The sequence below is a fragment of the Promicromonospora sp. NFX87 genome (genome assembly GCF_048564965.1).
Taxonomy (GTDB): domain Bacteria; phylum Actinomycetota; class Actinomycetes; order Actinomycetales; family Cellulomonadaceae; genus Promicromonospora.
The window spans coordinates 1153866-1177148 of record NZ_CP183413.1; the positions used below are offsets into that span (position 1 = coordinate 1153866).

Here is a 23283-nt window from a genome sequence, read left to right on the forward strand (position 1 = left end):
AGGTTGCGCACGTGAGCGAGGAGGGTCACATGCGCATCGGTATCCCGGACGACGGCGGGCCGCTCGTGCCCGCCACCCCGACGACGACCGCCCGGCTGGTCGCTCTCGGTTACGACGTGGCGGTCTCGGCGGGCGCCGGAGCAGGCGCGGGCTTCCCCGACGCGGCGTACGAGGCGGCGGGTGCCGCGGTCGTGTCCGACGCCGAGGCGTGGGCGTCCGACGTCGTGGCGATCACGCGGGCGCCGGACGCGTTGGCCACACCCGGACCCGCCGGGCTCCGGCCCGGCGCGCGAGGCCCCGACGGGCTCAGGATCGGCGCGGTGCTGATCGCCCAGATCGCCCCCGCCGCCCGTCCCGACCTGGTGCGCGCGCTCGCCAACCGCGGGGTCACGGCGCTCGCCCTGGACGCCGTGCCGCGCATCTCCCGGGCGCAGTCGCTCGACGTGCTCAGCGCGCTGTCCAACGTCGCGGGGTACCGGGCGGTGGTCGAGGCCGCCGCCGAGTTCGGCGGCATGTTCTCCGGCCAGGTCACCGCGGCGGGCACCACGCCGCCGGCGAACGTCTTCGTCATCGGCGCGGGCGTGGCCGGGCTCGCGGCCATCGGCGCGGCAGGCAGCCTCGGCGCACAGGTGCGCGCCTTCGACGTGCGGCCAGAGGTCGTCGAGCAGATCGAGTCCATGGGCGCGACCGTCGTCCGGGCCGACGACGCCGCGCAGCAGGTCAGCACCGACGGATACGCCTCGTCGCTCACCGCCGACCAGGAGGCGGCGGCGCAGCGCGCCTACGCCGTCGAGACGGCCGCCGCGGACATCGTCATCACGACGGCGCTCGTGCGCGGCACCGCCCCCACGACCGTCACCGCCGAGATGGTCGCGAGCATGCGCCCGGGCAGCGTGATCGTCGACCTCGCGGCGCCGGGCGGCGGCAACTGCGAGCTGACGGTCCCCGGCAAGCGGGTGGTCAGCGACAACGGCGTGGTGATCCTCGGCTGGACCGACCTGCCCGACCGCATGCCCCGGCACACCTCCGAGCTGCTCGGCACGGCGGTCGCCAACCTGGTCCAGCTCGGCACGCCCGGGCGGGACGGCCGCCTCGCGCTCGACCCGGAGGACGTCGTCGTGCGCGGCATGACCGTGGCCGCTGGTGGCGAGGTGCTGTGGCCGCCCCCGCCGGTTGCCGTGTCGGCGCCGGGCGGGCCTTCGCGGGTCGAGCCTGCCGAGACCTCAGGGTCTCGACGAGCTCGACCGACGGGGGGCGGCGGGTCTCGACACGCTCGACCAACGGGGAAGCCGGCTCACCCCGCCGTGCGGGCGGTGCTGATCGGCCTCGCCGCGACGCTCGCCGCCCTCGCCGTGGCGGCGTCACCCGCCGACCAGGCGGCGCACTTCACGGTGCTGGCGCTCGCCGTCGTGGTCGGGTTCTACGTGATCTCGCACGTCAGCCATGCCCTGCACACCCCGCTCATGTCCCAGACCAACGCCATCTCCGGGATCATCCTCGTCGGCGGGATGCTGCAGATCGGCTCGTCGAACCCTGTCGTGACGACGCTGGCCGTGCTCGCGTCGGCCGTCGCGAGCATCAACATCTTCGGCGGGTTCCTCGTGACCCACCGCATGCTCGGGATGTTCCACCGAGGCCCGGCCGACGTGTCAGAAGCACAGGTCACTCCGGTGACCCGTGCTTCTGACACCGGGGCCGGCGAGGGGAGCAGGCGATGACCGTCGAGTCAGCGGTCCAGGCCGTGTACCTCGTGGCGGCGGTGCTGTTCGTGCTGTCCCTGGCCGGCCTGTCTAAGCAGGAGACCGCGCGGCGCGGCGTCCTGCTCGGGATGGCTGGCATGGGGCTCGCCCTGGTGGCGACGGTGGCGCTCGCGCTGGACCGGTCCGAACGGCCCGTCGGCGTGACCGCCGGACTGATCCTCCTCGTGCTCCTCGTGGGCGCGGCCGTCGGCACCTGGCGGGCGCGGACCGTCGAGATGACGCAGATGCCCGAGCTCATCGCGCTGCTGCACTCCTTCGTAGGCGCCGCGGCGGTGCTCGTCGGCTACGGGTCCTACCTGACCGAGCCCCGCACGACCGGCGCGGGCACCACCGTGCACCACGTCGAGGTGTTCCTCGGCGTGCTGATCGGGGCGGTGACGTTCACCGGCTCCGTGGTGGCGTTCGGGAAGCTGTCGGCGCGCCTGCGGTCGTCGCCGCTGATGCTGCCCGGCCGCAACTGGCTCAACCTGGCCGCCGTCGTCGCGTGCGGGGCGCTGCTCTGGTGGTTCCTCGCAGCGGGCAGCACGGAGGGCAGCACAGAGGACAGCACAGCGGGCGGCGCGGGCCTGGTTCCGCTGCTGCTCATGACCGTGGTGGCGCTGGCACTGGGCTGGCACCTGGTGGCGGCGATCGGCGGGGGCGACATGCCCGTCGTCGTCTCGATGCTGAACTCCTACTCCGGGTGGGCCGCCGCCGCTGCCGGGTTCATGCTCGGCAACGACCTGCTCATCATCACGGGTGCGCTCGTCGGCTCGTCGGGTGCGATCCTCAGCTACCTGATGTGCCGGGCGATGAACCGGTCGTTCGTCAGCGTGATCCTCGGCGGGTTCGGCGCCGAGCCGGGCGCCGTCGTCGAGGGCGGCGCCGTCGAACCGGGTTCCTACCGCGAGACGACGGCGCTCGAGGTCGCCGACCGCCTGACCGCCGCCCGCTCGGTGATCGTCGTGCCGGGCTACGGCATGGCGGTCGCCAAGGCGCAGTACCCGGTCGCCGACCTGGTGGCCCGCCTCGCCGCGCGCGGCGTCACCGTGCGGTTCGGCATCCACCCGGTGGCCGGCCGGCTGCCCGGCCACATGAACGTGCTCCTGGCCGAGGCGAAGGTGCCCTACGACCAGGTGCTCGGCATGGACGAGATCAACGACGACTTCCCGAGGACCGACGTCGTGCTGGTGATCGGCGCCAACGACACGGTGAACCCGGCCGCGCAGGACGACCCGGCGTCGCCCATCGCGGGCATGCCGGTGCTCGAGGTGTGGCGGGCGCGCGAGGTGGTCGTGTTCAAGCGGTCCATGGCGACGGGGTACGCCGGCGTGCAGAACCCGCTGTTCTTCCGGGAGAACACCGCGATGCTCTTCGGGGACGCGAAGGACCAGGTGGAGCTGATCGTCCAGGCGCTCAGCGCACCAGCCGGTCCGTGAACTCGTTGCCGAACACCCCGTGCGGATCGAGCCGGTCGAGGACGGCGACGGCGTCCGACCACTGCCCGGCGCCGTACGAGGCGGGTATCGCCGACTCGATGACGTCGTCGTCGGCCCAGGCCGCGGTATCCGTGTAGGCCCAGCCCTTCGACCACTCGACGCGCGCGAGCGCGTAGCCGCCGTCGAAGGTGCTCATCAGGAACTGTTCGAGCTCCCGGTAGAACTCGTGGGCCCCGGGCGAGGTGGGCTGGGTCAGCACGTCCACCCACACCGCGCAGTCGAACTCGGGGTGGTCGGGGTGCGGGCGGACGACGGACAGCAGCGGCGGGCGGGCGCCCGGCGCCGCGGAGTCGCCGGGCTGGTCGAGGCCGCTGACCCGGATCTCCACCTGCCCGTTGACCGGGAACCTGCCCTCGGCGGCCCAGGCCGCCAGCCGCTGCTTGTAGTAGGCGGCGAACTCGGAGACGACGCGCTGGACGTCGGCGCGGCTGGTGAGGATCCCGTACCCGTTGGCGGTCTCGCGCAGCGTGGTGGGGCGTAGGTAGAACTGGAGCATGTAGGCGGGACCCCAGAGGTCCGTCGCGAGGGTCGCGGTCAGCCCGGTCGCCGCCACCGTGTACTGCGTGGCGCCGAGCACGGGTGCGAGGTGCCATGAGCCGCCGACGATGAGCCCCACCAGGCGGGACACCGGGGTCGGGATCACGTCGCTGAACGGGTAGTTGTACGGGGCGTGCACCCGCCTGGACGTGAGGGGGCGCTGGGGGCTGAGGCTCCACACCTTGAGCCAGGGCTTGTCCGTGAAGGCGAACCAGATCGTCTCCACCCGCCCGGACCCGGCCATGAAGTCGGCGAAGGTGTTGCCCCGCGCGGCGAGCGCACTGCCCGGGGCGGCGAACAGCTCGTCGGCGCTCAGGTCGACGCGGCTCTGGCAGCGCAGCGGGACCTCCTCGCCGGCCTGGAGCACCACCTCGGCGACGAGGCCGCGCCCGAGGTGGGTGGCCAGCGCCTCGCACTCCTCGTCGGTCCCGCGGTGGAACGTCCTGACCACGTAGGCGTCCACGTCGGCGTCCCAGACGACGGCGGTGAGGGACAGGACGAGGTTGCTGAGGCTGCCGTAGGTGTGGCCGGGGCGGGCGGTCTCGCCGTCGGCCGGGACGCTGGTGCCGTGGGCGTCGATGGCGAGCGTGCCGCCGAGGGTCAGCTCACCCGGTGCGGGAGTGTTGGTGACCCCCAGCCCGTGGTCGGCGAGGAAGGCCATCAGCGTCTCGATGGTCACGCCCGGCTGCGCCCGGACGGCGCCGGGAGCACCGGCGGGCGGGGCCGTGAGCTCCATGTGCGTCAGGTGCACGGTGGTGTCCAGCAGCAGGATCGGCGCGTCCGGCTCGGTGGCCTGGGTGATGGTCAGCGGTGACCAGGTGTGCGACTTGCCCCGGGCGCGGAGCCGCCAGCCGTTGGCGCGTGCCCAGTTGGCGAGGCGGGCGAGGTCCTGTCCGGTGCGGGGCGCGCAGGCCCACAGCCCGCCGTGGGTGATCTCGCCGGCCCAGTTGATGTACGGGGAGCGGTAGGGCATGAGCCCGGCCGGAAGCTCGGGCGCGGCGCTCGGCACACCGGCGGCGGTGGCGGCGGGGATGGTGACGGCGGTGCCCTGGGACGCGAGCGCGGCCGCGAACGGGATGCTCAGCGCTCCGGCGGCTGCCGCGCGCAGGACGCCACGGCGGGAGAGCCCGCCGGTTCCGGAGGGTTCGGCGGGAAGTGCAGGACCGGGGAGGTGTTCCAACTGATCCGACATGGCGTAAATGTACGATTGCCTGGCGTGCAGCACCAGGGTTCGCGGCCTCGCGCCTTTTGCTTTCCCGTGGTCTTCTGTGGGTGAATTGACGATGACGCGCTGACATCGCGCGGCAACGACTTGGTATAAAGGGCGCGCCAGGAGAGTCCGGTGCAGATCCTCAGTGCGGAGGCCCAGTGTTGAAACGCTCTCTCGTGACCGGAACGGTCGCGATCGTGGGGTTCCTGGTGCTTGTCGCGACCACTGAGCTCTTCTACTTCGGCCCGCCTGCCGGGGCCCACAACGCCGGCGAGGTGTTCGCGTCGGTCGTCGGCACCACGCTCACGCTGCTCACCTGGGCGGTCGTGAGCTGGTTCGTCGCGCGGACGGCGCGCGTCCTCCTCCACGCCCGGTACTCGGTGCTCATCGGCCTGGTCGTCCCCGCGGCGGCGATCGTCGCCTTCGCGCTGACCGCCGACCTCGACGCCTGGGCCACGGGGTTCGGCGTGCTCGTGTTCGCGGCGGCGTCGGCCGGCGTGCTGGTGACGCTCCGGCACAAGCCGAAGGCGGACCCCGCCCCGGTGACCCGGACCAACGGCCACCCTCCGGTCCACATGGCGGCGTGACCCCGCCGTCCGACCACTGGAGATCGTTACCAGAAGCGGGTCGGTAGGCCGTGGCGGGCGTAGACCCTCTCTATCGCCGCCCGGATCTGGGACGGCTCGCCCAGGTGGGTGTCGTCCAGGCCCAGGACCACCAGGGTCGCCACGCCGTCGTGCTCGGACCACCAGGAGTCCAGGCCGCCGCGCATCTGGCGCAGGCGCCCGCGGGTCAGACCCTGTGTGACGCCGCGCATGAGCACGCTCGAGGCGGAGGTGCCCAGCGGGGCGGCGAACGTCGCGGGCAGCCGGCCGAGGTTCGAGGCCAGGCACAGCGGCGCGGTGGCGTCTCGCGCGGCGCGCCTCGCGACGGCGTCGGGCACCATCTGCATGAGCGGCTTCAGCGGGCCCAGCGTGTCCACCCGGGTGCCGGACGTCAGGGCCCGGAACTCGGCGGCGGCGCTCGCGCGGATCTGCGCCATGTCGGTCACCACCCCGGCCCGCTCGGGCGCGGGGGTCACCGTGGTGTCGACGGCGATCGAGACTCCGGACGTCGCGTTGGAGCGCAGGTCGTCCTTGCCGCGCAGGCTGACGGGCACCGAGACGCGCACCGGCATGCCCGCGGTCGCGGCGCCGGCGGCGAGCAGGATCTCCGTGCAGACGGCGATGAGCAGGCTGTTCGCCGTCCCGCCGGCCGCGTGCGCGGTGCGGTGCCAGGTCGAGGCGTCGGTGTCGACGACGACCACCGGCGGGTTGGCGGGCTGCGCGTCGTCGGTGCGCGGCTCGGGGCGGGGCCGGTCCGCCGACTGCTGCGCGAGCACGGGCGGCACCGGGCCCTGCCTGGCGGCCTGTCGCAGGCCGCCCACCGCGGCGCGCGCCTGCCCGGTGGCGTCGCGCAGGTCGGCCACGAGGCCGGTCCGGATGCGCTCGCCCTCCTTGGGCAGCCTGCGGGCGGACGGCGACCCGGTCACGCCGACGGCTCCGGCGGGCCGCACCTCGGTGGCTGCCGGACCGATGGCCGCCTTGCCCGCGGCGACAGTGGCTGCCGCGACCGCTGCCTGGAACGCGCCGATGTGCATCCCGCCGTCGGCGACCACGTGCGACGTGACGTAGCTGAGCACGCTGCCGCCGCTCGCCGTCGGCGCCGCCGCGAGGGCCCAGGTCGGACCGTGCTCGGGGTCCAGGTTCGCCTGCGCCTGCCGGTCCGCCCAGGTGAGCACGGCGTCGTCGGGCACGGGGGTGGACTCGATCGTCGGGTCCAGCGACACCGTGGAGGCCGACCAGCGCGCCCGGGCACCCGGGAGGCGGCCGGGCCGCACCACCCGCTGCAGCGGTCCGTCCGCCAGGCCGCTGTGCAGGGCGTGCACGGCCGCGGCGTCCAGCGGCGCGGGCAGGCGCCAGACCGTCTGGTTCACCACCGCCACCCCGAGGACGCGCCGGGTGCGGAGGAAGAGGTCGTCGTCGTAGGTGAGGCGGTTGCTGGCCGCCCGGTCGGTGGTGGTCGCTTGGCTGGTCACTGGGCTGGTCACGGGGCCTCCGGTGGGTGGCGGGTGAGTAGAGTGCGCGCGTGCGTCACGTCCTGGCCCTGGTGGGCAGTCGAGGAGATGTCCAGCCGGCCCTCGCGGTAGGCCTGGAGCTGCGCCGTCGCGGGCACGAGGTGGTCACGGGCGTCGCGCCCAACCTCGTGCCGCTGGCCGAACGCCTGGGCCTCGACCCGGTGCCGCTCGGCATCGACTCGGCGGCCCTCCTGGGCTCCGACCTGGTGCGGCGCGACATGCGCTCGCCCCACCCCGTGCGGCGGGTGCGGGCGCTGCGCGCCGTCGCGGCGGCGGGCTGGGACGAGCTGCGCACCGGCCTGCTGGCCCTGCTGGACGACGTCGGCCCCGCCGACACGGTGGTGACCGGCCTGCTCGGCCAGGAGGTCGCGGCCGCGGTCGCCGAGCGGCGCGGGCTCGGCATGGCCGCCCTGCACTACTGCCCGGTCCGGGCCAACCGGGTCGTGTCGCCGGTGAGCGGGCTGCGCGGGTCGGGCGCCACTCGGGCGGCCTGGGCGCTGGGGGAGCGGGTGCGCTGGGACCTGACCCGGCGCGCGGAGAACGACCAGCGCGGCGAGCTCGGCCTCGGCAGGGCCCGCGTGCACCTGCCGACCAGGCTGCGCGACGCCGGAGTCGTCGAGGTCCAGGCTTACGACCCGGCGCTCGTGCCCGGCCTCGCGGACGAGTGGGGTCCGCGCCGTCCGCTGACCGGCTTCCTCGCGCTGGACGACGACGCCCGCGCCCGCCTCGGAGAGGCCGGCTCCGGGTCCGGTCTCGAGGAGGGCCTCGCGGCCTGGCTGGACGACGGCGACCCGCCCGTCTACGTCGGATTCGGCTCGATGCCCGTCGCCGACCCGCCCGCGCTGCTCGCCGCCGTCGACGCCGCGTGCGCGGAGCTCGGCGTGCGGGCGCTGGTCAGCGCCGGGTGGAACGACTTCTCGGCGGCCGACGGCGGCGTCCCCGGGTCCGGCGTGGACGAGAAGCGGGTGCGCGTGGTCGGCGCCGTCGACCACGCGGCGGTGCTGCCCCGCTGCCGCGCGGCGGTGCACCACGGCGGCGCGGGCACCACCGGGGCGGTGCTGCGGGCGGGGCTGCCCGCCGTCGTCGGCTGGTACTCGGCGGACCAGCCCATGTGGGGCGACCTGCTGCGGGGCGCCGGGGTAGGGGTCGCTCGCCGCGCGAGCACGCTCACGCAGCCGGGCGTGCTCGCCGGTGCCCTCGCCGAGGTGCTCGACGACGCCACCGCGGCCCGGGCCGTCGCGCTCGGCGCGCGGCTCGTCCCCGCCGACCGGGCGGTCGCCGCGGCGGCTGACGCGGTCTCCGGCGCGGTCTCCGGCTGAGCCGAAGCGGCGGCGCGCCGTCACCACGGCTCCGCCGGGATCTGCCAGACGTCCGTCTCGGCCAGCACGAGGTCGCGCAGCGTGTCGGCGTCTGCCACGCGGTCCGGGTCCAGGCCGGCGACGCTGAGCACCGTCGCGTGGCCCACCGTCGTGCAGAAGGCGACCAGCCCGCCACCGGCGGCACGCAGCTCGGCCGCGGTGGCCCCCTGGTAGTGCGACAGCGTGGCCACCGCGCGGACCGCCCCGCCGGGCGCCTGTGTGTAGCCCTCGGGCGGCGTGCCGAGGTTGGACGCCAGCGCGGCGGCGGCGGGCGGCTGCGGCAGCTTGCTCACGACGGTGTCGGGCAGCATCTGCACCAGCTCGAGCGGTACGGGCGACACACCAGGCTCCGCCCGGCCGACGGCGGTGTACGCCTCCTTGGTCGCCGCCCGCACCCAGCCGAGGTCGCGCGTGGCGAGCACGTCGGCCGGGATCGTGACCCGGGCGATCTTGGTGGAGTTCGCGCGCGGGTCGTCCTCGCCCCGGGTGGACACCGGTAGCGCGACGGGCACCGGCTCGCCCGGAAAGCGGCCGGTGGCGTGCACGAGGCGGGCGAGGAACGCGACGAACCACGTGTTGGGCGTCCCGCCGTGCTCGGCGGCGACCTGGGCCACCCGGTCGGCGGGCAGCTCGAGATGCAGCACGGGGGCCCGCCAGCGGTCCCCGCCTGCGCCGGCCGAGCCCTCCGCCGCACCGTTGGTTGAGCTTGTCGAAACCGGGGTCTCGACAGGCTCGACCAGCGAGGTGTCGGAGGTCTCGACAGGCTCGACCAGCGAGGTGTCGGGGGTCTCGACAGGCTCGACCTGCGAAGGCGCGGGGGCCTCGATCAGCAGGGTCGCGGGCGGCGTCCGGCGTCCGCGGGCGGCCTGGCGCGCCCTCGCCTGCGCCCACCGCGCGACGGCCGCGGCCTGTGCGGCGGCATCGGCGGCATCGGCGAGCAGCGCCCGGGTCCCGCGCTCGGGCGCCGGGACGACTATCGGGTCGGCACGCGTCGAGGCGCGCACCAGGGCGTCGATCAGCGCGGCGCCGTCCGCGACGGCATGTGCGCAGGTCAGGGACACGATGCCGCCGACGACGGAGCCGCCGTCCGCTCCAGCCGCAACCCCAGCCCCCGCCCCCGAATCCGCCACCACGTCCGCGGCCACGAGCCGCCAGGAGCGGCCGCGGGCGGGGTCGAGGGGGAGATCGGCCTGCGCCTGTGCCCAGGCCCCGACGGCGCTCTCGGCCACGGTCGCCGTCTGCAGGTCGAGCACGGGCAGCGTGCCCGCGGGCGCCCACCGGTGCCGGGCGCCGGGTACCCGGGCGCGCACCACCCGGCGGTGCAAGGACCCGGCGGCGAGCCCCTCGGCCAGCTCGCGCAGGCGGTCCGCGTCGTACGGGCCGTCGAGGCGCCACAGCACCTGGTTGACGGCGGGACTGGCCTCGCCGTCGTGCCTGCGCAGGAACATGTCGTCGGCAAACTGCAGCCGTAGCTCGGACGCCTGGTTCGGCACGCTCGTCCTCCGTCTCGGTCGGTCCCGCTCTGGGGGTAACCGTCGTAGTTCGGGTGAACCATACCCATGAGGCTGACTTTCACCCGCTATATCCGGTATAACTGTCGCCGCAAGGGGACCGCGGAACTCGTCCGACGTCGTGCTGGCCGTGCCCACATAACGATCTAGGGATCCGCACGCATGGAATACACCGAGCTTTCGGCCTACGACCTGCCGGCCGGGACCGTGACGTCATGGACGCCGCGCGCCGACGCCGGCCGCTGGCTGCAGGACCCGAGGGAGCTGTCCCCGGGGCACGAGGCGCACCTGCGCGACTCCGAGCCGGGCTCGTGGATCGGCTCCGTGCTGCGGGTGCCCGGCCCGTACGAGGCGGAGCCGCTGCGCCGCGCGATCCACGCGTGGATGAGCCGCCACGAGGTGCTCCGGACCACCGTCACGCGCGACGCCGGCCAGGGCTGGCGCCGGGTGACCGCCCCCGCCGAGGCCGTCGCGATCCGGGACCTGGTGGTCGGCGACCTGACCGCCGACCAGGTGACCGCGCTGCTGCCGAGCCTGCTCGCCGACGTCTCGCCGACCGCCTGGCCGCACTGCGTCCTGGCGAGCGTCGTCCCGGCGGCCCCGGACCCAGAATCGGACCCGGAATCGGACCCAGAATCGGACCCGGACTCAGGGCCGGGGCGCGCCGACCACTTCGTGCTCGCGTTCGGCGCCGACCACTCGGTGATGGACGCGTACTCCCAGCTCCTGTGGTTCGAGGAGATCGTCTCCCTGTACGACGCCGCCCGCCAGGGCGTGCCCGACGCCGACCTGCGCGCCCTCGAGGTCGGCTCCCACGTGGACTTCTCCGCCGAGGACCGCAAGCTCGCCATGACGCTGGCCGCCGACGGCGAGCCGGTGCGCCGCTGGCTCGACTTCCTCGGTCCCGAGGTGACCTTCCCCCGCTACGGCACGGGGATCACCCGCCCGGCCGTCGACGATGCCGAGGCGGCCCGCCCGCAGGCGTCCCGGTCGTACTGGCTCGCCACCGCGGACCAGACCGACGACCTGAGCGCCCGCAGCCGTGCCCGCGGCGCCTCCGCCCAGTCCGGCGTGCTCGCCGCGTTCGCGCACGCCGCGCGGCGGGTGCACGGGCCCGACCGGCTGCGGTTCGTCCTGCCCATGCACACCCGGTACGCGCCGCAGCACGCGGCCGCCGTCGGCTGGTACGTGGGCCTGTGCCCCGTGGACCTCGACCTCGCGGGGGTGGACCCGGTGCTGCGCACGGTCTCCGCCGGCCAGGGCGAGCCGACCCCGGTCGTCGACGGCGACGCGCTGACCGCGACGATCGAGCGGGTGCACGCGGCGGTCTCCGCGGGAAAACCGCTCGTGCGGTACTCGTTCGCGCGCATCGCCGAGCTGGGCGGCATCACCGACGGCCCGCACTTCGCGGTGTCGTACGTCGACACCCGGTTCGTGCCGGGCGCCGAACGCTGGAGCACCTGGGAGGCGAGGACCCTGCGCAGCCCCGCGTACGGCACCGACGAGCTCTACCTGTGGTTCCTGCGCACCCACGACGGGCTCAACGTCTCGACCCGGTACCCGGACACCCCCGAGGCGCACGCCGCGATGGACGCGCTGGTCGCGGAGCTCCGGGACTGCTTCCGGGCCTTCGGCACGGCGAGCGTGCGGGAGGCGGTCGCATGATCCTCGGCGCGATGGGCACGTGGACCACGACGCCCGGCCAGGTGCTGCACGTGCGGCCGACGGCCCACGCGCGCGCCGCCGCGGCGTCGGCCCCGGTGGATCCAGGACCGCCGTCGTTCCTCCAGGGCGACCACCTGCGCGCCTATGCGGCGCGCCGGGCAGCCGGCGGCCGGCACCGCGCCTGGACCGGCACGGCCTCCCGCCTGGACGGTGTGTTCGACGGCGCGGCGCTGGCCCGCGCGCTGACCCGGCTGGTCCGGCGGCACGAGGGCCTGCGCACGTGGTTCGACGTCGATGCCTGCACCGTTGGCGGTACTCCCGTGCGGCACCTGGTGCCGGCGGACGCCGTCGCCTTCGAGCCGGTGGCGGTGCCCGCGTTCGCGCCGCGGCCGGGCGGCTCGTGGGACGACTGGGTGACCGCGCACCTCACCGAGACGTTCGACGCCGCCTGCCGCCCCGACTCCTGGGCGCCGTTCGCGCTCGGGGCCGTGGTCGCCGAGGACGGGTTCGGCCTGTTCTGGGGGTGCGACCACGCGTTCACCGACGGGGCGTCGCAGCTCATGGTGCTCAGCGAGCTGGAGGAGCTGTACGCCGAGGAGCTGGACTCGTCCGGCGGGTCGAGCGATCCCCGCGGGCCGAGCCTGTCGAGACCCGAACCCGACACCGCCGGATCCTTCCTCGCCCACGCCGAGGCCGAGCACGCCCTCGCCGCCGCGACCCCCGCCGACGCCCCGGAGATCCGGGCCTGGGCCGACGCCGTGACCGCGCACGACGGCCGCCTGCCCAGCTTTGCGCTGGACCTCGGCCTGCCGCCCGGCGAGACCGCCCCGGTGCGGATCCGCTCCGCGACCCTGCTCGACGCCGACGGCCTCGCCCGCCTGGACGAGCTCGTCGCCGCCCACGGCGCCCGCTTCACCGGTGCGGTGTTCGCGGGTATCGCGCTCACCGACGCCCGGCTCACCGGCGCCGCCGACTGGTTCGGCGTCACGGTGGTCGGCACCCGAGGACCCGGTTTCGAGACCACGCAGGGCTGGCTGTGCAACTTCGCCCCGGTCACGTTCCCCGTGGCCGACGACGGCGTCCCGGCGTCCTTCGCCGCCGTCCTGCCCGCCGCGGACGCGGCGTTCCGGCAGGCCAGGAAGGTGGCGAAGGTCCCGGTGCACGCCGCGCTCGGCGTCATGCTGGCCGACGGCGTGCTCGACCCCGCCTCGCTCGGCAGCCCGCAGCTGATCAGCTACCTGGACCTGCGCCGGTTCCCGGGCGCCGGGCGGCCGGCCTACGACAACGGCCTGCACTTCACGGGGGAGGGCCGCACCGCGAACGCGTCCCTGTGGGTGAACCGGGACCACGAGCGGCTGTATCTGGTCACGCAGAGTCCGGACGCGCCGGCGGCGCAGGCCGCCGTCGACCGGTACATCGCCGAGCTGACGGCCACGTTCGAGGCGGCGGCCGCTGGGGGCGCACCGGTCGACGTGCCGGTCGGGGCCGACGGCGTCGCCCGGGACGAGCGCCTGGAGGCGACCGGTGCGGGTTCTCTCGGCTGACCTCTGGGAGCCCGCGCCGGGCCTGCTCATCACCTGGGACGTCACTCCGGGTGCCGGCCAGGTGCCCGAACCCGCGCCGATCACCTTCAACCAGCGCAACCATCTGCTCGGGACGGCGCACGGCGAGCCGAGCGTCTGGATCACCGCCGCGTTCGACGTCGAAGGCCCCGTCGACGTCCTGGCGCTCGAGGAAGCCTTCCGGGACCTCGTCGCCCGGCATCCCGGGCTCCAGACGGAGGCGGTCCGCCGGCCTCCCGGGCAGGCGAGCGACGTCGGCCTGGTGCGGCACGACCCCGGCACCCTCGTCTGGCAGCTCGCCGACGGACCGGTCACCCGCACCGTCGCGGCGACCCGCGAGCACCTGGTCGGGGAGCTCGGCCGGCGGTGCGCGCCGTTCGGCTACCCGGCTTTCCTGCCCGCGGTGATCAGCCGCCCCGACCGGTCCACCGTCCTGCTCGGTATGGATCACCTGCACACCGACGCGTGGTCCACCACCGTCGTCGTCGACGAGCTGGCGGCTGCCTACGCGGAACATGCCCGGTACGCGGCGGCGCGGGTCCCCGCTCTGGCCGGAGCGGTCGCGGCGGGCGCGGCGGGCTTCGGAAACGTCGCCGGGGCCCGCCCGACGGTCGTGGTTCGCCCGACGGCGGCAGCGGCGTCGGCCCTTCCGGTGGTCGGCCCGGCGTACGTCGGCGTCGACGACCCGCGGCTCGCGACCTGGCACGGCTTCCTTCGCGAACGCGGCTGGGCGCTGCCCACCTTCCCGCTCCCGCTCGGCGTGCCCGACGGCGAGCGGGTACCGCAGCGCACGGTGGTCCGCTCCCTGGCCGACTCGGCTACTGCCGGCGCCGTCGCAGGGCGCGCCGCAGGGGCTGGTGCGTCGACGTCGGCGGCCGTGCTGGCCACCTTCGCCCGGGCCGTCGCCGACCTCGGCGGCCCCACTGTGCTGGAGACGCTCCTGCCGGTGCATACCCGCGCCGACGAGACTGCCCATCGGGCCGTCGGCTGGCACACGACCACCGTGCCGCTGCGCATCGAGGTGGACGCCCCTGTGCCGGCCGGAGCGAGGGCCGGCATGATCACCGACACGGTCACCGACATTGCGATCGCCGCCACCGGCAAGGCGCTGCGGGCCGCGCGGGAGCTGTCCGCGGTGCCGCTCCAACAGCTGGTCGAGACGCTGCCGCACCCCCTGCGGTTCCCGCGGCGAGACATCTTCCAGGTGTCCTACCTGGACTACCGCCGGCTCCCCGGCCACGCGGCGGCCGCCGAACGGCGGGCGCACCACGTCTCGGCGGCGACCCGGGCCGACGATCTCCAGGTCTGGGTGTCCCGCACCGACGACGGCCTGGCGGTGCGCGCGCGCATGCCGCGCACCGACGTCGCGGTGCGGACGGTCGACGCCCTGCTGGACCGCTGGGCGGACCACCTGGCAGAGCTGGCGACCGGCTGAGCGCAGCCGCGCTGTGCTCAGCCGGCCGAACGCCGAGGCGCGACGTCGCCGTTGGCGCCGTCCTACCCTGCCTACATGGCTTCCGACGACGTCCGCACGCTCACCGAGGCCAGGGCCGTCACCGCCCTGGCCAACCCCGCCCGTTCCCGCCTGCTCGACTCGCTGACGGCGCAGGGGCCCGCCACGGCGTCGGTGCTGGCCGAGCGCACCGGGCTGGCGGTCGGGAGCATCAGCCATCACATGCGGGTGCTGGCGACCGCCCGGCTCGTCGAGGAGGCGCCGGAGCTGGCCCGCGACGGGCGGGAGCGCTGGTGGCGCCGGGCGGCGCGGTCCATCACCTGGGGCCGGTCGACGCTGCCGCAGGACGCCGAGAGCCAGCGTCAGGCCGTGGCCGCCGAGGAGTTCATGCTGGCGCGCCAGGTCGAGCGGGCCCGCGCCTGGCTGGAACGCTCCGAGCCGAACGAGGAGTGGGGCCGGGCCGAGCTCGCCACGGACTCCTGGCTGCGGCTCACCCCGGACGAGCTGACCGAGCTCAGCGACGAGATCAACGCGCTGGTGGGCCGCTGGAAGGAACGGAGCAGAGCAGTCGAGGCCCAGGACGGCGCGGACGAGCGTGAGCACGTCTTCCTGTTCGCGCGGGCGTTCCCCTCGCAGCCCTAGCCCTGCCTCGAACTGAAAAAGAGTACTTGTACAAGAAGTCTTGTACGTCTAGCCTGTCGATATGACGACGTCGACAGCGCCTCCCCGCGGCACCACCTCCGACGCGGGACCCCTCGGGCGCAACCGGGCCTTCGGCCTGCTCTGGCTGGGCGAGGGCGTGAGCCTCCTCGGCAACGCGACGACCTCGACGCTGCTGCCGCTGCTCGCGGTGACCCAGCTCGACGCCGGGCCCACCTGGATGGGGCTCATCGCGGCCGCGACGTGGTTCCCGTGGCTGGTGATCGGCCTGCCGGCGGGCGCGTGGGTGGATCGGCTGCCTGCCCGGCGGGTGATGATCGTCGCGAACCTCGTGTCCGCCGCCGCCTTCGGGAGCCTGCCGCTGGCCTTCGCGCTCGACGTCCTCACGCTGACCCACATAGTGGCCGTGGGTCTGGTGGGCGGGGTCTGCACGGTGTTCTTCCGGACGGCGTACCAGGTGTTCCTGCCCGAGGTGGTGCCCGCCGAGCAGCTCGAGTCCGCGAGCTCGCGGCTGTTCGGTACGGAGTCCGCCGCGCAGGTGGCGGGGCCCGGTCTGGGCGGCCTCCTCGCCCAGTGGCTCACGGCCGCGGCCGGGATCGCGCTCGACGCCGTGACCTTTCTCTGGTCGGCCGTGTGCCTGTGGCGCATCCGGCTGCCCCGGCCGGCGAAGGCGCCCGACGGCCCGGCCGAACCCCTGCTCACGCGCATCCGTGAGGGCGTGGACCTGGTGCGCCGCGACCGCTACATCCCGTGGCTCGTGGGCATCGGCGGCCTGTCCAACTTCGGGCTCGCGGGGTACGGGGCGCTCCTGGTCCTGTTCCTCGTGCGCGACCTGCACCTGACCGAGGCAGGGGTCGGCGCCGTCCTCGCGGTGGCGGGCGGCGGCGGGGTGGTGGGCGCCCTCGTCGCCCCGTACCTGAGCCGGGTCCTCGGGAGCGGGCGGGCCTCCACGGTGCTGCTGGTGCTCTGCGGCCCCGCCGCGCTGCTCGTCGGCGCGGGCCTGCCAGGGTCTGGCGCGGCGCTCAGCGCGGCCGGCGGCTTCCTGACCGGACTGTTCGTGGTGGCGGGCAACGTGATCCGGAACGCGTGGCGGCTCCGGTACGTGCCGGCCGGCCTGCGTGGCCGGGTGATGACGGTGATGCAGGTGGTGAACTTCGGCACCATGCCGGCGGCCGGCGTCGTCGCGGGCTGGCTCGGCGGGGAGATCGGCGTGCGCGAGACGATCCTGGTGATGGCGGCCGTGCACTGCCTCGCGTGCTGGGGCGTGCTGCTCTCGCCGCTCGCGCGGATGCGGGAGCTGCCGACGGGACGGCTGGGCGTCTAGCCGTCCCGTCGGCGGTGGTGCTCAGGCTCCTGCGGGGACCCGTCGGGCCGCGTCCGCCGCGGTGAGCTCCGCGGCGTCGTAGTCCGCGCCGCCGTCGAGGCTCGGCATCATCGAGGTGAGCTGCGGCTTCCACTCGGTGTACCGCTCGGGGAAGCAGCGCTCGAGCAGCCCGGTCATGGCGGCGACGGCGGTCGAGGCGCCCGGGGACGCGCCGAGCAGGCCGGCGATGGTGCCGTCCTTGGCCGCGACGACCTCGGTGCCGAACTCCAGCACGCCACCCTTGCCCTTGACCCACTTCATCACCTGGACGCGCTGGCCGGCGGTGATCTGCTCCCAGTCGCCCGGCTGCGCCGTCGGCATGAACCGCTGCAGCTCGTGGAACTTGGTCTCCGGGGCGGCGACGACCTGGCCGACCAGGTACGCGGTGAGGTCCATGTTCTTCGCCGCGACGCCGAGCATCGTGCCGATGTTGTGCAGGCGCAGCGACGTGATCAGGCCGAGGTACTTGCCCTTCTTCAGGTAGTTCGGGCTGAACCCCGCGTACGGGCCGAACATCAGGTAGCTCTTGCCGTCCACGATGCGCGTGTCCAGGTGCGGCACGGACATCGGCGGTGCGCCGACGTCGGCCTTGCCGTACACCTTGGCCTGGTGCTGGGACACGATGGCCGGGTTGTCCGTGCGCAGGAACTCGCCGGAGATCGGGAAGCCGCCGTAACCGCGCGCCTCCTTGATGCCGGAAGCCTGCAGCAGCGGCAGCGCGCCACCGCCCGCGCCGACGAAGACGAACTTCGCCCGCACGGTACGACGGCGGGTGCCCGCGTTCCAGGAACGGTCGTGCAGGTTCAGGCGCCAGCGCCCGTCCCGCAGCTTCTTCAGGCCCCGGACCTCGTGGTTCAGGTGCAGCTCGGTGTTGTGCGACGTGGCGAACTCGACGAGCTTCTTGGTCAGCGACCCGAAGTCGACGTCGGTCCCCGCGACGGAGCGCGTGGCCGCGATCGGCTCGTCGGCGTCGCGGTCCTGGGTCATGAGCGGCGTCCACTGCCCGATGACCTCGGGGTCCGAGCTGAACTCCATGTCGCTGAACAGCGGGTGCGCGCTGAGCGCCTCGTAGCGGCGGCGCAGGAAGTCGACGTTCTCGGCGCCGCGCACGAACGTCATGTGGGGCGTGACGTTGATGAAGTCGGTGCCCTCCATCAGGCCGGCGGTCAGGAGGTGGTTCCAGAACTCGCGGGAGGTGTGGAACTGCTCGTTGATCTTCACCGCCTTGGAGATGTCGACGGAGCCGTCCTTGCGCTCCGGCGTGTAGTTCAGCTCGCAGAGTGCGGCGTGGCCGGTACCCGCGTTGTTCCACGGGTTCGACGACTCGAGCGCCACCTCGTCCAGGCGCTCGTAGATTCCGATACGCCAGGTCGGCTCGAGGATCGTGAGCAGCGCGCCGAGGGTGGCGCTCATGATCCCCCCGCCGATCAGCGCGACGTCGACCTCTTCGGAGGGACGCGGGGCTGTCTGGAGGTAAGAAGTCACGGAAGAACGATAGCGGGCTTGTGAAAAGTTGAACGAGCGCTGTGGCGTGAATCACGTGATGCGATCCGTGACCTCCCTCACGCTCACAGCGCCCGCCGCCTTCACGCCCTGCTCACGCCCCGCTCACCTGGCAGGGACGGCGGACGGCCACGGCCCCAGCTCGGGCAGCCCACCCGGCAGCGGGGTCGCGGGCACGCGCCCGGCGAGCCACGCCGTCACGTCCCGCGGGTCGCCCGCGAGGTCGTCGACGGCGACGCCGTCGGGCAGCCGCACCGCCAGGAACTCGCGCAGGTGGTCGCACAGGGCGTCGTCCCACGTCTCGTACCCGACCTCCTGGGACGTGCCGGCCAGGGCGTCCACCGAGTGGATCCGCACCTCGCGCCACCAGGCGAGCAGGCAGCCCGAGAGGGGTCCGCCACGGTACCCGCTGGGGGCGGCCCAGAGCGGCGACCCGGGCTCGGGCCAGGCGCTCGCCAGGTCGTCGCGCAGGGCGCCGAGGACCGCCAGGTGCTCGGTCACGGTGCGGCCCGAGCCCGCCTCGATCCCGGCGTTGCGCGCCTCCTGGCTCGCGTAGACGGGAACCACCTCGCCGCGTCCGGCGGCCTGCGCCTGGCCGCGCAGCGCGTTGCCCAGGGCCGCGATGTGGGACAGCACGTGACCGCGCGTCCAGCCCTCCAGGGTCGACGGCGCGGCGAGGTCCGCCTCGGTCAGCTGCCCGACGGCGGACACCAGCGTGTCGAGGCCGGCGTCGGAGTCGGCAAGGGCGTGCGAGAGGGTGCTGGTGCTGCTCACGGTGCTGTTCTCTGTGCTGCTCATGTGGGGCTCCTTCGTCGGGGCGGCGTCATGGAGTACGTGCGGAGGGTTCAGGGCCAGAGCAGGCCGCGGGCCCAGCCGTCGGCCTCGGCCCGGTACAGCAGACGGGTGTGCGGGCCGTCGTCGGGCGCCTGCCAGAACTCGACCTCCGTCGGAGCGAGGACGTACGCGGTCCAGTCCGGGGCGGCCAGCTCGGTGTCGGCGGTGACCGCGGCGAGGGCCTCCTCGAAGGCCCGTACGTACTCCTCCCGGGACGACAGCGGCTCGCTCTGGCGGTTGACGATCCCGGCGGCCCGCGAGGCGTCGGGTCGTGCGAGGAAGTCCGCACGGCTCGCCTCCTCGCCCGCCGACGCCGCGCTGCCCGTCACCTTGACCTGGCGGCCCAGCTCGGGCCAGAAGAACGTCAGCGCCGCATGCGGGTTGGCCGCCAGTTCGCGGCCCTTGGGACCCGACGACTGCGAGGCGAACCACCAGCCGTCCGCCGTCACGTCCTTGAGCGACACGGTCCGGGCATGCACACGTCCCGAGGGCTCGGCCGTCGAGAGCGTCATGGCGTGCGCCGCGAGCAGGTTCGCCTCGATCGCCTCGTCCATCCAGGCGACGAACAGCTCGTGCGGCGTGGGCGGCGCGGCGTCGGGGTCGAAGGCCGGGAGCCCTGGCCGGGCGAAGGTGGGCAGGGCGCGCAGGCGCTCGCGGAAGGTCACGGGTTCTCCTTGGTGGTCGGCTGGTGGTCAGCTCGTGGGTCAGCTGGTGGGTCAGCTGGTTGCTCAGTTCGTGGTCAGCAGGCCGACGAAGCCGCGCACCGCCGCGGTCAGCGCTTCCGGGTCCTGCGTGGCGCGGGCCAGGACGTAGCCGCCCTGGATGATCGCGAGGGCGGCGTGCGCCCGGTCGCGGGCGACGTCGTCGGGCAGCCCGGTCTCGCGGAAGATCGTGGTGAGGGTGCCGAGCAGGCGCACGAAGTAGGCGGTGAGCACGTCGCGCAGGCCGTCGTCGTCCAGCACTGCCTGTTCGGCGGTGAGGCGGCCGATCCTGCAGCCCGCCAGGGCGTCGCGCGGCCGTTCGAGGTAGTCGACGAGCCGCTGGATCGCGGGGGAGTCGCTGCCCAGCGTCGTCATCGCCCGGGCGAGGAGCTGGTCGACGGTCGCGCCGACGGCCGCCACGGCGAGGTCGTGCTTGGTGGGGAAGTGGTGGTAGAGGCTGCCCTGTCCGACGCCGGAGGCCGCCAGCACCGCGCGGGGGCTCGTCGGCCCGACCCCCTGGACGGCGAAGAGATCCTGCGCGGCGTCGATGAGGCGGTCACGTGCGGTCGGCGTGCTCATCGCTGCACCATACCTACCTCCAGGTATGGTGCGCAACCAATGACGGATCGAACGCCCAGGTCAGCTGCGTGATCCGGGCGCCCCGCCGGGGTCGGGTCAGAACAGGCTGATGACGCCCAGCACGCCGACCGCCAGGGCGAGCGCGAGCGAGACCGCGATCAGGACGCTGTGCACGGTGAGGAACTTCGTCGCCCGCCCGTCGGCGTCGCGCGACCGGGGGTCGGCGGCGATGCGCTGCCAGAACCGCGGCCAGATGAGCAGGTTCCAGGCAGCGGTGGCAAGAAGTACGACGGACCAACCAACGGAGATCTCCACGGCTCCAGTATGGCGGCGGTTGACCATGCGCTTGCTGCCAAGAATGCCCCGGTCCTGGCAGCAAGTGCATGGTCAACCGTCGCCATCCTGGGCCGGGATCAGGGTCAGAAATAGTCGCGGACGTGGAGCTGGCGGTGGGGGAGCAGGGCGGTCAGCGTCGCGTCGTGGTCCGGGGCGCCGGTCAGGTGGCCCGCGAGCCGCAGGTTCGCCGCGGACTGCGCGCCCGCGTACAGCAGCGCCAGCCCGTTCGGGCTGAGCACTGGCCGCTCGTGGTGCGCGTCCTCGACCGCGAGAGTGTCGCGCTCGAGGTGCGTGACGCCGTCGGACACCGTGAGCGTCCACGCGCCGTCGAGATCCCGCGCACCGCGGACCGCGAACGGGACGCGCGCCCCCTCCAGCGGCGAGCGGACGCCGCCCAGCGCCCCGGCCACGTCCAGGATCCGCAGCATGTAGGGGTGGGCCGAGTGCACCGTGGAGGTCAGGTCGGGCAGCACCAGCCACGCGGGATCGAGGCCCGACGTCGAGACCCGCGCCGTGCCGACCACCGTCGAGAAGCTGCCGATGGTGCGCCACAGGGCGCGGGCGGCGTCGGACGTCAGGGCGATCAGGTCGTCGACCTCCATGAGCGCGGTGGCGGGCGTGTAGCCCTCGCCGCGGATCCAGCTCGCGAAGCCGATCACCTCGCCCGCGGCGCCCTGGGTCGTGTCGATCGCGAGGGTGACGCCCGTGTAGTCGGCGAAGAACTTCTCGGGCGGGGTCCAGAACGGCTTCTCCGCCCGCGACACCGGTCCGTTCTGGGCGGCGGCCCACCGGTGGTGGACGGCGACGATGGCCTCGAAGTCGGCGATGCCCGCCCGGCGCGTGACGACGCCTTCCGGCGCCGCCACGCGGTTCAGGTTCAGCAGGGGGACGTCGACGTCGTCGAACGAGCCGACCACCTCGTAGCCGAGCCCGCGGTAGATGCCCGGCGCCGTGGGGTAGAGCGTGGAGATCACCTCGCCGTGCTCCCGCGCCTGCTCCAGGGCGGCGTCGAAGAGGCGGCCGAGATGGCCGGACCCGCGCCGCTCGGGCTCGACGGCGACCCCGGCGATGCCCGCCGTCGGCACCCGTGCGCCGTGGAACCACGACGTGAACCCGTACACGCGCAGGCGTGCGGCCAGGCCGTCGTCGTCGAACGCACCCCACTCGCGGAAGCCGGCGGCCTCCCACTCCTCGCGCGTCGGGACCGGACGGCCGTCGCTCGGGGTGCCGAACGCCTCTCCGCCGAGGCGCGTGTAGTCCGGCTGGTCTGCGTACTCGACGGGTCGCACGGTGAGGCTCATGGAGGCGACCCTAGGCAACGGGCCCGCGTGCATCCATCGGAAATCCAGGCCGAGCTTCCGGCTGTCAGTCCCCGAAGTAGGTGACCAGCTCCTCCGCGGGGTGGGGCCGGAACAGCGGCGTGCGCGTCACCTCGAGCGGTTCCGGCGTGAGCAGGCCCGGCAGCTCCGCGTCGGCCCGGCGGTCCCCGGGGGCTGAGCCGTCGTCGGGCACGAGGTCGCGCTGGAAGAGCACCGCGTCGTGCCACTGGCCGAGCTTCCAGCCGATCTTCTCGAACGAGCCCGCACGGTGGAAGCCCGCCGCCTCGTGCAGCGCGATGGCCGGGTCGTTCGGCAGCACGATGCTCGCGATGGCGCGGTGGTACCCGCGGCGCGCGAGCCGCGCGAGGAGCGCGCTGTAGAGGGTGCGACCGACGCCCTGCCGCTGGTGGTCGGCGGCGACGTACACGTTGGTCTCCAGCGTCCACCGGAACGTCGGCCGGTCCGCGAACGGCCTGGCGTACGCGAAGCCGGCCACCACGCCGTCCGCCTCGAGCACCAGCCAGGTCTCGCGGCCGAAGAACCGCTCGATCCGGCGCGTCATCTCGCGGGAGTCCGGCGGGCTGGTCTCGAAGGTCGCCGCCGAGTCGGCGACGAACGGGGCGTAGATGGCGGCGCAGGCTGCGGCGTCGTCTGGAGTCGCGACGCGGACGATGCTGTCCATGCACGGATCCTGCCCTGAACAGGCCGGACGCGATGATCGCAGCGCGGGCTTGACGACCGTGGGCCGAGCGGGTAGGTCAGCCGGGCTCGCCCGACGGCGGTGCGCCTTCGAGGCCGGGCGCGAGGTCCTTCTGCAGCCGCATCACGTCGTGCCACCGGCCGTGCTTCCAGCCGATCTCGCGGAGCGTGCCCACCACCTCGAAGCCCAGCGCGACGTGGAGGCCGAGGCTGGCATCGTTCGGGAGGGCCAGGCCCGCGACCAGGCGGCGGTACCCGCGTTCGGCGAGCCGGTCGAAGAGGGCCTCGTAGAGCGCCCGGCCCGCGCCCGTCCGGCGGCGGCCGGGCTCCAGGTAGACGCTGGTCTCGACCGACCAGCGGTAGGCCTCGCGCGACGAGTACGGCGCACCGTAGGCGAAGCCGACGACGTCCTGCCCACCGGCTGCTGCATCTGCGACCTGCGCGCCGGCGGCCTCCGCGACGAGCCACGCGTGGCGGGCCGTGCAGCTCGCGATGCGCCGCGCCATCTCCTCGGTGCCCGGTGGCTCGGACTCGAAGCTGACGTGGGTGTTGCGCACGTAGTGGCCGTAGATGTCCGCGCAGGCCGCCGCGTCGTCGGGTGTGGCGGGCCGGATCGTCAGGTCCATGTCCCGATCGTGC

20 protein-coding genes are annotated in these 23283 nt (G+C 74.3%); 9 read left to right on the forward strand and 11 right to left on the reverse strand.

Annotated features, from left to right (window positions below; translation table 11 throughout):
* The first annotated feature begins 29 nt into the window (after positions 1-29).
* Positions 30-1718, forward strand: coding sequence for a Re/Si-specific NAD(P)(+) transhydrogenase subunit alpha (locus ACNYC2_RS05120; protein WP_419707779.1), 1689 nt, complete (start codon positions 30-32; stop codon positions 1716-1718).
* Positions 1715-3178, forward strand: coding sequence for a Re/Si-specific NAD(P)(+) transhydrogenase subunit beta (pntB, locus tag ACNYC2_RS05125; protein WP_419705983.1), 1464 nt, complete (start codon positions 1715-1717; stop codon positions 3176-3178). Before ACNYC2_RS05120 ends, pntB begins: the two co-directional genes overlap by 4 nt.
* Here pntB and ACNYC2_RS05130 read toward each other — a convergent pair.
* A complete protein-coding gene (locus ACNYC2_RS05130) occupies positions 3156-4967 on the reverse strand; it encodes a cholesterol oxidase substrate-binding domain-containing protein (RefSeq protein WP_419705984.1) in 1812 nt (603 codons plus the stop codon). The genes pntB and ACNYC2_RS05130 overlap by 23 nt on opposite strands.
* A 194-nt stretch (positions 4968-5161) precedes the next feature.
* Between ACNYC2_RS05130 and ACNYC2_RS05135 the strand changes: the two genes are divergently transcribed.
* Entirely contained in the window at positions 5162-5572 is a 411-nt protein-coding gene (locus ACNYC2_RS05135; protein ID WP_419705985.1) for a hypothetical protein, read from the forward strand.
* Positions 5573-5598: 26 nt separating this feature from the next.
* Here the strand turns inward: ACNYC2_RS05135 and ACNYC2_RS05140 are convergent, their stop codons facing one another.
* Complete coding sequence (locus ACNYC2_RS05140) at positions 5599-7074, reverse strand: hypothetical protein (RefSeq protein ID WP_419705986.1); 1476 nt, start codon at positions 7072-7074, stop codon at positions 5599-5601.
* Between the two features lie 38 nt (positions 7075-7112).
* Here ACNYC2_RS05140 and ACNYC2_RS05145 point away from each other — a divergent pair, with 38 nt between their 5' ends.
* Positions 7113-8420, forward strand: a complete 1308-nt coding sequence (locus ACNYC2_RS05145) for a glycosyltransferase (RefSeq protein WP_419705987.1) — start codon at positions 7113-7115, stop codon at positions 8418-8420.
* Positions 8421-8440: 20 nt separating this feature from the next.
* Here the strand turns inward: ACNYC2_RS05145 and ACNYC2_RS05150 are convergent, their stop codons facing one another.
* Positions 8441-9952 carry a hypothetical protein gene (locus ACNYC2_RS05150; protein WP_419705988.1) on the reverse strand — a complete coding sequence of 504 codons (1512 nt, stop codon included), beginning with the start codon at positions 9950-9952 and terminating at the stop codon, positions 8441-8443.
* 180 nt (positions 9953-10132) lie between these two features.
* Between ACNYC2_RS05150 and ACNYC2_RS05155 the strand changes: the two genes are divergently transcribed.
* From ACNYC2_RS05155 to ACNYC2_RS05175, 5 genes are all read left to right on the forward strand, one after another.
* The gene (locus tag ACNYC2_RS05155; protein ID WP_419705989.1) at positions 10133-11635 is read left to right on the forward strand and encodes a hypothetical protein; all 1503 of its coding nucleotides are present in this window, start codon (positions 10133-10135) and stop codon (positions 11633-11635) included.
* On the forward strand, positions 11632-13179 hold the full coding sequence (locus tag ACNYC2_RS05160; protein ID WP_419705990.1) for a hypothetical protein: 1548 nt from the start codon (positions 11632-11634) through the stop codon (positions 13177-13179). Before ACNYC2_RS05155 ends, ACNYC2_RS05160 begins: the two co-directional genes overlap by 4 nt.
* On the forward strand, positions 13160-14632 hold the full coding sequence (locus ACNYC2_RS05165; protein ID WP_419705991.1) for a hypothetical protein: 1473 nt from the start codon (positions 13160-13162) through the stop codon (positions 14630-14632). Before ACNYC2_RS05160 ends, ACNYC2_RS05165 begins: the two co-directional genes overlap by 20 nt.
* 75 nt (positions 14633-14707) lie before the next feature.
* Positions 14708-15292 carry an ArsR/SmtB family transcription factor gene (locus ACNYC2_RS05170; RefSeq protein ID WP_419705992.1) on the forward strand — a complete coding sequence of 195 codons (585 nt, stop codon included), beginning with the start codon at positions 14708-14710 and terminating at the stop codon, positions 15290-15292.
* Positions 15293-15353: 61 nt separating this feature from the next.
* Positions 15354-16634, forward strand: a complete 1281-nt coding sequence (locus ACNYC2_RS05175; RefSeq protein ID WP_419705993.1) for an MFS transporter — start codon at positions 15354-15356, stop codon at positions 16632-16634.
* A 21-nt stretch (positions 16635-16655) separates the two neighbouring features.
* Here ACNYC2_RS05175 and mqo read toward each other — a convergent pair whose 3' ends face one another.
* From mqo to ACNYC2_RS05215, 8 genes are all read right to left on the reverse strand, one after another.
* Positions 16656-18158, reverse strand: coding sequence for a malate dehydrogenase (quinone) (mqo, locus tag ACNYC2_RS05180; protein ID WP_419705994.1), 1503 nt, complete (start codon positions 18156-18158; stop codon positions 16656-16658).
* Positions 18159-18281: 123 nt separating this feature from the next.
* Positions 18282-18974, reverse strand: coding sequence for a maleylpyruvate isomerase family mycothiol-dependent enzyme (locus tag ACNYC2_RS05185; RefSeq protein ID WP_419705995.1), 693 nt, complete (start codon positions 18972-18974; stop codon positions 18282-18284).
* Between the two features lie 47 nt (positions 18975-19021).
* On the reverse strand, positions 19022-19675 hold the full coding sequence (locus ACNYC2_RS05190; protein ID WP_419705996.1) for a pyridoxine/pyridoxamine 5'-phosphate oxidase: 654 nt from the start codon (positions 19673-19675) through the stop codon (positions 19022-19024).
* A gap of 63 nt (positions 19676-19738) precedes the next feature.
* Positions 19739-20290, reverse strand: a complete 552-nt coding sequence (locus ACNYC2_RS05195; protein ID WP_419705997.1) for a TetR/AcrR family transcriptional regulator — start codon at positions 20288-20290, stop codon at positions 19739-19741.
* A gap of 96 nt (positions 20291-20386) precedes the next feature.
* Positions 20387-20605 carry an SCO4848 family membrane protein gene (locus ACNYC2_RS05200; RefSeq protein WP_419705998.1) on the reverse strand — a complete coding sequence of 73 codons (219 nt, stop codon included), beginning with the start codon at positions 20603-20605 and terminating at the stop codon, positions 20387-20389.
* Between the two features lie 104 nt (positions 20606-20709).
* Positions 20710-21927, reverse strand: a complete 1218-nt coding sequence (locus ACNYC2_RS05205; protein WP_419705999.1) for a GNAT family N-acetyltransferase — start codon at positions 21925-21927, stop codon at positions 20710-20712.
* Between the two features lie 64 nt (positions 21928-21991).
* Positions 21992-22627, reverse strand: coding sequence for an N-acetyltransferase family protein (locus ACNYC2_RS05210; RefSeq protein ID WP_419706000.1), 636 nt, complete (start codon positions 22625-22627; stop codon positions 21992-21994).
* Between the two features lie 76 nt (positions 22628-22703).
* Entirely contained in the window at positions 22704-23270 is a 567-nt protein-coding gene (locus tag ACNYC2_RS05215; RefSeq protein WP_419706001.1) for an N-acetyltransferase family protein, read from the reverse strand.
* Positions 23271-23283 lie beyond the last annotated feature (13 nt).

What these genes read in the sequence shown, in the direction of transcription:
- ACNYC2_RS05160 (WP_419705990.1), top strand. Translation starts at nt 11,632, where the DNA reads ATGATCCTCGGCGCGATGGGCACGTGGACCACGACGCCCGGCCAGGTG.
- ACNYC2_RS05195 (WP_419705997.1), bottom strand. Translation starts at nt 20,290, where the DNA reads ATGAGCACGCCGACCGCACGTGACCGCCTCATCGACGCCGCGCAGGAT.
- ACNYC2_RS05215 (WP_419706001.1), bottom strand. Translation starts at nt 23,270, where the DNA reads ATGGACCTGACGATCCGGCCCGCCACACCCGACGACGCGGCGGCCTGC.
- ACNYC2_RS05155 (WP_419705989.1), top strand. Translation starts at nt 10,133, where the DNA reads ATGGAATACACCGAGCTTTCGGCCTACGACCTGCCGGCCGGGACCGTG.
- pntB (WP_419705983.1), top strand. Translation starts at nt 1,715, where the DNA reads ATGACCGTCGAGTCAGCGGTCCAGGCCGTGTACCTCGTGGCGGCGGTG.
- ACNYC2_RS05185 (WP_419705995.1), bottom strand. Translation starts at nt 18,974, where the DNA reads ATGAGCAGCACAGAGAACAGCACCGTGAGCAGCACCAGCACCCTCTCG.
- ACNYC2_RS05205 (WP_419705999.1), bottom strand. Translation starts at nt 21,927, where the DNA reads ATGAGCCTCACCGTGCGACCCGTCGAGTACGCAGACCAGCCGGACTAC.
- ACNYC2_RS05210 (WP_419706000.1), bottom strand. Translation starts at nt 22,627, where the DNA reads ATGGACAGCATCGTCCGCGTCGCGACTCCAGACGACGCCGCAGCCTGC.
- ACNYC2_RS05170 (WP_419705992.1), top strand. Translation starts at nt 14,708, where the DNA reads ATGGCTTCCGACGACGTCCGCACGCTCACCGAGGCCAGGGCCGTCACC.
- ACNYC2_RS05175 (WP_419705993.1), top strand. Translation starts at nt 15,354, where the DNA reads ATGACGACGTCGACAGCGCCTCCCCGCGGCACCACCTCCGACGCGGGA.
- ACNYC2_RS05120 (WP_419707779.1), top strand. Translation starts at nt 30, where the DNA reads ATGCGCATCGGTATCCCGGACGACGGCGGGCCGCTCGTGCCCGCCACC.
- ACNYC2_RS05130 (WP_419705984.1), bottom strand. Translation starts at nt 4,967, where the DNA reads ATGTCGGATCAGTTGGAACACCTCCCCGGTCCTGCACTTCCCGCCGAA.